The organism is Vibrio sp. 10N.222.48.A3 (assembly GCF_041475345.1).
GTDB lineage: Bacteria > Pseudomonadota > Gammaproteobacteria > Enterobacterales > Vibrionaceae > Vibrio > Vibrio tasmaniensis_A.
Genome location: NZ_JBFRVX010000996.1, coordinates 1 through 726 on the forward strand (window position 1 = coordinate 1; position 726 = coordinate 726).

The 726-nt window shown below is 43.9% G+C and carries 1 protein-coding gene; it reads right to left on the reverse strand.

The window, feature by feature from the left end:
• On the reverse strand, positions 1-692 hold a 692-nt coding region (metK, locus tag AB4653_RS22860; RefSeq protein WP_372105399.1), incomplete at its 3' end, for a methionine adenosyltransferase.
• Positions 693-726 lie beyond the last annotated feature (34 nt).

Consider the following 726-nt stretch of genomic DNA (forward strand, 5'->3'; position numbering starts at 1 on the left):
AAACGGCCTGTTGGGTTGATGAAGAAGTTAGTGTCTTTGTTGATCCACTCAGCAGGAAGTACTGGCTTGATGATCTCTTCCATTACCGCTTCACGTAGGTCAGGTGTTGTTACTGAATCACAGTGTTGAGTTGAAAGAACAACAGCGTCGATACCAACGATCTTACCTTGGTCGTATTGGAACGTTACTTGAGATTTCGCATCTGGGCGAAGGAAGTCAAGCTTGCCGCTCTTACGTACTTCAGCTTGCTTCTTAACAAGAAGGTGAGAGTAAGTAATTGGAGCTGGCATTAGGATTGGTGTTTCGTTAGTCGCGTAACCAAACATGATACCTTGGTCGCCTGCGCCTTGATCTTTAGGATCGGCTTTATCAACACCTTGGTTGATGTCTGGAGACTGCTTACCAATTGTGTTTAGTACTGCACAAGAGTCAGCGTCAAAGCCCATATCAGAATGAACGTAACCAATTTCACGAACTGTTTCACGAGTGATTTCTTCGATATCAACCCATGCAGACGTGGTTACTTCACCGCCAACCATAACCATGCCGGTTTTTACGTAAGTCTCACAAGCAACACGTGCTTTTGGATCTTGTTCAATGATGGCATCAAGAACAGCATCTGAGATTTGGTCTGCAATTTTATCTGGATGGCCTTCTGAAACAGATTCAGAAGTGAATAGGTGCTTAGCCATGAGAGCTCCACTTTTAGTTTAGTTTTTAGTTGCA